Origin of the sequence: Saccharopolyspora endophytica, assembly GCF_018070075.1 — a bacterium.
In the GTDB taxonomy this organism is placed as follows: Bacteria; Actinomycetota; Actinomycetes; order Mycobacteriales; family Pseudonocardiaceae; genus Saccharopolyspora; species Saccharopolyspora endophytica.
The window spans coordinates 396,052-402,913 of sequence record NZ_JAGPXE010000005.1 but is presented as its reverse complement, the minus strand read 5'-3'; the positions used below and the strand labels follow the sequence as shown (position 1 = coordinate 402,913).

Sequence of the window (6,862 nt, the reverse complement as noted above, 5' to 3'; positions counted from 1 at the left end):
CCGCACCCGATGGACGATACGTTGGAAGCCAGTCCTCGACGCCTTCGCCATCACCTTCGGTGACCGCTGGCCGGACGCCGAAACCTACTGATCAACACGCTGGAAACACCGTTCCTGCGAAAGACCCCAAAGGCCAGCGGATTTCGAACGAAGCTATACGGCTGAGGACCAGCGACAAGCCCTATGGGATCAGCACTTCCGTAGCGGCCGCTGAACGGGTCGTAATGCCGCTGGTAGTTGTAGTTGAACCCTGTCTCCGGGTCGGCGTATTGGCCGGGGAAGCGGAGGGGTGTGTAGGCACCCGTGCGGGATTGGTCTGCGGTGAGGCCCCAGAGGGTTGTGCGGTGGAACCAGGCGATTCCGCCTTGGTCGTTGACCAGCTCCGTTGGGGTGCCGACGAGGTCGGTGACGATCGAGTAGAACTGCTCGTCGACCCACTGCTGGGGCGCGTTGCGGAGTTGGGAACGTTCGGCCTGGATGAGTGGGCGGAATGTTCCCGGCTCGTACTCCCAGACCGTCACTCGTCGGTCTCCGAGCTGGGGACCGTTCGGCACGCCGTCGGTGTGGGCTTGTTCGGCGAGGACGGTGCCGTCCCAGGTGAACTCGATCTGCTCTGCCACGCCCGCGCCGTCCGGGGTGAGGCGCTGCTTGGCGAATCGGCGCCCGAGCGGGTCGTAACGGTAGCGCCAGCGGGTGCCATCGGGTGTGAGGACTTCGATCAGGCGGTCCTCGGAGTCCCAGAAGTAGCGCCAGGTCTCGGGCTTGTGGGAGAGGCGTTTGCGTTGGCGGAGCACGACGCGGCCTTGAGCGTCGTGCTCGTAGCGGACGTTTCCCGCTCGGCGGATGAGGGTGCCGTTGTACTCGCGGTCGCCGATCTCCTCGCCGCCAGCGGACGGCTGGGTGGGCCACGTGGCGTGGGCGAGGTTGCCCGCGGCGTCGTAGGCGTAGCGCTCGGTCCAGCCGGTTCCGGTGACGGCGGTAACCCGGCCGGTGCGGTCGAGTTCGAAGGTGCGTGGCCCGGTGAGCGTGTCCTCGAGGCCGGTCAGGTAGCCGTCGGCTCGGTAGGTGTAGCCGCGTCGCTGGATCTCACGCCCGGACGCACCGGTGATCGTCTGCGACACGAGCTGGTGGTTGGCGTCCCACGCCTGGGCGAGGACCGCCTGCGGCCCGAGCTGCCGCTGGATCTCGTTGCCCGCGCCGTCATAGCCGAACCGCAGCGTGCGGCCGGCGGTGTTGAGCGCGATGGGACGACCGTTCCCGTCGTACTCCCAGATGCTCTCCGCACCGGACGGAGTGCGGCGGCGAACCCGGCGGCCGAGCGCGTCGTAGGCGGAGGCGACGGTGCGCCCGTTGATCGTTTCCGCGAGAACTCTTCCCGCGAGGTCGCGGTGAAAGGTGACCTGCGTGTCACCGTCCATCGCCTCAGTGAGGCGGCCGAGCGGGTCGAAGGTGAAGGTCGAGGTGACGGCACCGCTGCGGCGCTCGATGACGTTGCCGAGCGGGTCGCGCGCGAAGTAGGTCACCTCGCCCGCACCGTTGGTTCGCGTGGTGAGCTGCCCGGCGTCGTCGTGTTCGTAGGCGACGACTCGGCCGTTGAAGTCGGTTTCGCGAACGAGGTTGCCGACGGCGTCGTAGTCGTAGCGCCACACCGCGCCGAGTTCGTTAGTGACGCTGACCAGCCGCAATTCGGTGTCGTAGCCGAAGGTCAGGCGCGTGCCGTCGGGTCGGATCTCCGCGGAGGGCAGGTCGAAGTGGGTGACGTCGGTGCGGGTTTCCTGCCCGAGCGCGTCGATGTGGGAACGGAGGTTCCCTTCACCGTCGTAGATCCAGCGTTCGGTGGCTCCGTCGGGCAGGGTTCGCCACGCGGGCTTGCCGTCCACGGTCCAGCCGAACCCGGTGACCCCGCCCAGCGGGTCCATCATCTCCGTGACCCGACCGAAGGCGTCACGCACGAAACGCGTCCTTGCTCCGAGCGGGTCGGTGACGGCGACGGGTAAGCCCGCCGCGTCGGTCTCGACGAGTTGAACGTGTCCCATCGCGTCGGTGATGCGCGAAAGGTGCCCTTGCTCGTCGTAGGTGTAGGTCGTGATGGCGCCGGTGGGGTCGATGGCGCGGGTGACGTTGCCGTGGCGGTCGTATTCGCGTCGTGTCACCGAGCCGTCGGGGGCGATGATCGTGGTGGGAAGCCGGAGTTCGTTGTATTCGAAGCGGACCTGGCTTCCGTCGGGCCGGGTGAGTGCGACGAGGTTTCCCTTGTCGTCGTGGTCGTAGCGCACGGTGCGGCCGAGGGGGTCGGTCCGGGACAGCAGCCGGTCGAACTCGTCCCACTCCGACAGCGTTTCGCCGCCGTGGGCGTCGATCGCGCGGATCGTCTGGCCGGCTTCGTTGAGGTGGTAGGTGGTGCTCGCGCCCTGCGAGTTGGTCCAGCGGGTGATCCGGTTCTCGCGGTCGTACTCCATGGTGCCGCTGAGGAACCCGCCAGAGCCCTCACCTGCGACGACGCGGCCTTCGGCGTTGTAGCTGAAGCGGTACCACTTGTCGTTGCGGTCGACCCAGCTGGTGATGCGCCCGTCGCTGTCGTAGCCAAACCGCATCGGCTGACCGGAGGCGTTGATGACCTCGGTCAGCCTGCGGTCTGCGTAGACGTAGCGCATGAGCAGCACGTCGTCGCCGTGGTCGGCGTCGCGCAGGTGCAGGGCGGTGATCAGACCGTCGTCGGATTCGACGCGGATGCGGTAGCCGCCGGAGTGCCGCACCTCGACCGGTGTTGCGGTCTCGTCGTGGTCGATTTCGACCCGGTCCCCGTTGCGAGCCACGATCGCGGTCAGCGGCAAGACCTCGCCACCGGGCGCGAACAGCAGTTTCCGGCCGCTGTCGAATTCGGTGAGGGTGTAGCCACCGTCGTCCCCACGGGTGAGTTCGTGCTGGGAACCGGCGAATCGCACGGTGGCACCGACCGCCGGCGTCGGAGCCAGCAGCAGTTTTCCGTCCTCGGCGGCGAAGGACACGCCTGCGCTGCCGAGCTCCAGTCGCTGATCCAACGTCGACGTCCAGGACTGCCCGAAGCGCAGGCCGACGCGGTACGACGACAGGTGCGTCCGCCTCAGCACCAGCGGGAGCACTCCCTGCAGCTCGACGTCGGTCTGCTGCAGGATCATCTCGCCGCTGGCGACGTCGATCGGATCGCCTTCGGTGTGGCGCTTGTCGGCGTCCGTCGTCGGGTTCTGCGGGTCCGGGCTCCGATCCTGCAAACCGCCGTCATCGGTCCTGCCGCTCGGCGTGCTCCCGGCCGGGTCGGTGCGCGCCGGAGGTGGTGTGTTCGCCCCCGCCGGGTTGGAGCTGCCGCTGGCCCCCGCCCGTCCACCCTGGGCGAACTGGTGGGTGGCGTCCTGAGCGCTGGAAACGCTCTTGCTCGCGTCGACGCTGCCGACGCGCTGCGGTGGCCTGCTGGAACCGGCGTCCCCGTCCGGCTTCGACGTGCCACCAGGGCCTTTGGTCTTCGCCACGGATTCCCCTTATCCGTTGAGCAGCTTGGTGAGATTGGTCAGGCTCGTGATCAGACCGGTGATGTAGGTGAAGATCCGCCCGGCCCACTTGGCCACCGCGGAGACGATCTGCGCCGCCACCACCGGGATCGTCACCACGAACACGGCCTCCACGGCCCAGACGATCACCCGGGCGACGAGGTCGGCGATCAGGTCGCGGACGAGTTCGCGGGTCATCTCCACCAGGCCTCCCGCGCCTTCGGTCGCCGAGGACATCGCGGCCGAGATCGCGGCCAGGCCGCCGATGGCCTGCACGTTGTTGCCCATCATCTGCTGGTAGGCGTCGGCGGCGACGCCCTTCCACTCGCCGAGGTCGCTCTCCAGGCTCGACTTGAGGTCCTCGGCCATGGAGGCCAGCTCGGTGGCCATGTTGTTCCAGGTCGCCGCGTGGGAGCGGACCACGTCAGGCATGCCGGTGAGCTCGTCGAGCATCTCGCGCAGCGGCTCGAAGTACTCCATCGCCCAACCCAGCCCGTTGGACAGCAACGCGCTGAACGGGTCCAGGACAGCGGACGCGACTTCCAGGCCGGCTCCGACTCCGGCCAGCGCGTCGTCGACCCAGCCTTCGCTCTTGATCGCCGTGACCAGGCCTTCGACGCTCTCGGCCATGCTCGAACCGGTCCAGGGCTTGCGGGTCGATTCGACGGGTGCGACCAGCGAGTTGTCACTCACGGCATACCTCCGCCGGACGACTTGATCTGCGCCGCGTGGTCTTCATCCATGCCCTGGTAGTCGTCCGCGGCGGCGCGCAAGGATTCCGCGGCGAGTGAGAGGTTTTCGGCCACGTACGACAGCAGCTCGTCCTGCCTCGCGTGACGACCTTCGAGAATCCCGGAGATCCACCCGCACAGCAGGCCGTAGGCCTGGTCGTCCTGCGTGATGTGCGCGCTGGCGGACTTCACCGCGTCGAAGCGAGCTTGGATCTCCTCGACCTTGGCGGCGTGGGCCCGGATCTGCTCCGCGTTGACGGTGTAACCGTCGCCCACGGCTACCACTTCTCCATGAACGACCGGTTCTCGTTGTCCTCGTCGTCGGGATGCTGCGCCGGGGCGGGTTCCCGATCGGTGATCAGCTGCGCACCGACACTGTCGGCGATCGCCCGCGCCGCGGCGGAATCCGTGCCCATTGTGTCGGCGATGATCTCTTGGGAGCGTTGGGCCAGCTGGTTCTTCGCCGCAGCGAAGGTCGCCATGATGGCGCTGGAGACCGCGTTCGGGTCGCTGCTCTTGATCTTGCCGGTCAGCTTGATGTCCGAAAGAGCACCGGCGGAGTCGATGGTCACCTCGACGAGCCCGCCCGGATCCGTCGCGGTGACCCGGACTTCCTTGAGCTGTTCGCTCATCGCCTGGGTGTCGGCGGCCAGCTTGTCGATCCGGCCCTTCCACGCAGCCAGACGCTCGTGCGCTCCGTCCGGATCGAGGATGTTCCCGTCCATGTCACTCCGATCTTCGGGGCCCAAACCTCAAGATCGAAGGCTAAGCAGCGCGGAGCGTGCACGTGGGTGGTTTCGATCAAAACGATGCGATCAGCGCACCGTCAGCGCTCGAAGCGGTCTGCCTTGATGGCATCGACGAATAATCGCCACTGCCGCGAGGTCGTCGTGAAGTACCCGGCATCGAGGTTCTTCGAATCCCGCACCGCGGCACCAGAACCCACGGAGCCGACCTCGACGCAGCTCACCTGCTGCCCGGAGTGAGTCGACTTCCGCCAACCCGTCGGTCTTGTCTTGCTGCTCATGCCCCCGCCAAGTGGAAAATCGAGACCGCGGTCGGGGCTCGGACGCCGCAGACTCGTGCCGCATCCGACACCAGGTCGGCGGTGAAACCGGCCATGTCCAGAGACCACTCCGGAACGCGGCAGCTGAGGTTGATTTCCGCGACATCGTCGCCCAGATGCCACCTCCCCTCGAACGCGGCAGGATCCGGCAGCCCCGACGGGGATGAATCCAGCACCTCGGCGGCAATCGTGGAAAGCGAGCGGGTTTCCATCTCGGCCGCGAGACCGGCCGGATCGAGTTCGTTCATCGCTGGTGCGCACACGGACACCGCGAGTTCTTCCGGGGCACCGCGCCCGACCCGTGTGAACCATTGGTGCGAGGTGGCGAAGTGCTCGTTGTCGAGGATGTCCGCTCCCAGCGGGAGCACCGCGTGAACACCTCTCAGGTCAAATCGCCCGACCCGGTTCAGCACGTCGTTCAAGCACATCATCGCTTGCCAAGCAGGCACTCGCGCGCGCTCGTCGAGAATCCCTGCCTGCAACCAGGCCGCTTCACGCACAGAGCCGTCCTGAGTCCAATCGCCACCGGCCTCGTGCTGATGCCAGCGGACTCCCGCATCAGCCCGCGATCCGAACTCAGCCACGCCCAGCGAAACACTGCGCTGGACCAGCAGCCCGTACACGTCATCGAACTCGCCGAGCTCCCACTGACTCGCCACAAGCGGGCGCAACTCCAGCCGACCGTGCAAACCGACGATGAAAGCCGGGTAGTTGCCAAGAGTCTTCGATGCCGTCATGGATGGCATGGTAACGGCCGAACAGCAGTTATAAGCACATTCGAATCGTCGATTACACCGTCGATATCCACATCGACAACGCTACGCCAATCACCCAGCGGGGTCGTTGTTCTGCACGGGATTCGAGCGTTAGCCCGCTTGGCGGTTTGGTTCGGCAGAATGCTGCGCGGAGGGCCTGTTACGACAGTACGCCACAGCCCATCCGCACCGAGGTACTGCAGCTCCACAGTCACCGTACCTGTCTTACCAAGCAAGTAAGGGTCGTTTGTAGTCCACCAACCGTGCGCAGAGGCATCGACGTTGTTCGCGCTAGTGTGCACATAGTCGCCCTGATGCTGGAACGGATGCGGCTCTTGGGTTCTGTCCTGCGCCATCGCGCCAAACTTGCATCGCCTATGACGCCCGTCGAACCTCCTTCATCGGTCTCCGCGGCAGCGATACTCGCGCCGGACGTCACCAAGCAGCTAGCCAAAAAGGCAGCCAGCGTCTGTCGTACCGAAGTGAGCGGCCTGTCTCGCAACGCAACCCCCAGACTCGCGTCGATAACCCCAGGATGAAAGCCGAAACCAGGAAAGGCGCAATCACCAACGCCCTCCCCCATGAAGCCAAGAGTCTCAGAGTCAACCCATCGCCCGGAGTCGTTTCCCGCAAACTTCCATAAACGTTCTTCACGAACCACAGGTGGGCATGCGAACGCGCCAAGCCGCCAATCCCGACCTGTCAAGATCGCAGCGGCCGACCGCCCTTTAACACGAGCCCAACACCACGGCGGCAGCGCTAGGGATTCGGAGCGCTGCTTTTGCA

6 protein-coding genes are annotated in these 6,862 nt (G+C 66.2%); all 6 read right to left on the bottom strand.

All coding sequences use genetic code 11. From position 1 onward, the window contains the following. Positions 1-50 precede the first annotated feature (50 nt). Positions 51-3,506 carry a DUF6531 domain-containing protein gene (locus KBO27_RS15520; RefSeq protein WP_210970675.1) on the bottom strand — a complete coding sequence of 1,152 codons (3,456 nt, stop codon included), beginning with the start codon at positions 3,504-3,506 and terminating at the stop codon, positions 51-53. 9 nt (positions 3,507-3,515) lie between these two features. Continuing rightward, positions 3,516-4,217: a WXG100 family type VII secretion target gene (locus KBO27_RS15515; protein WP_210970674.1), complete on the bottom strand. Its 702-nt coding sequence runs from the start codon at positions 4,215-4,217 to the stop codon at positions 3,516-3,518. After that, a complete protein-coding gene (locus KBO27_RS15510) occupies positions 4,214-4,531 on the bottom strand; it encodes a type VII secretion target (protein ID WP_210970673.1) in 318 nt (105 codons plus the stop codon). Before KBO27_RS15510 ends, KBO27_RS15515 begins: the two co-directional genes overlap by 4 nt. A gap of 2 nt (positions 4,532-4,533) precedes the next feature. Next, positions 4,534-4,980 carry a YbaB/EbfC family nucleoid-associated protein gene (locus KBO27_RS15505; RefSeq protein WP_210970672.1) on the bottom strand — a complete coding sequence of 149 codons (447 nt, stop codon included), beginning with the start codon at positions 4,978-4,980 and terminating at the stop codon, positions 4,534-4,536. Between the two features lie 101 nt (positions 4,981-5,081). After that, complete coding sequence (locus KBO27_RS15500) at positions 5,082-5,282, bottom strand: DUF397 domain-containing protein (protein ID WP_210970671.1); 201 nt, start codon at positions 5,280-5,282, stop codon at positions 5,082-5,084. After that, on the bottom strand, positions 5,279-6,058 hold the full coding sequence (locus KBO27_RS15495) for a hypothetical protein (protein ID WP_210970670.1): 780 nt from the start codon (positions 6,056-6,058) through the stop codon (positions 5,279-5,281). Before KBO27_RS15495 ends, KBO27_RS15500 begins: the two co-directional genes overlap by 4 nt. Positions 6,059-6,862 lie beyond the last annotated feature (804 nt).

Coding starts and splice junctions, on each gene's coding strand:
- KBO27_RS15505 (WP_210970672.1), bottom strand. CDS start 4,980: ATGGACGGGAACATCCTCGATCCGGACGGAGCGCACGAGCGTCTGGCT.
- KBO27_RS15500 (WP_210970671.1), bottom strand. CDS start 5,282: ATGAGCAGCAAGACAAGACCGACGGGTTGGCGGAAGTCGACTCACTCC.
- KBO27_RS15495 (WP_210970670.1), bottom strand. CDS start 6,058: ATGACGGCATCGAAGACTCTTGGCAACTACCCGGCTTTCATCGTCGGT.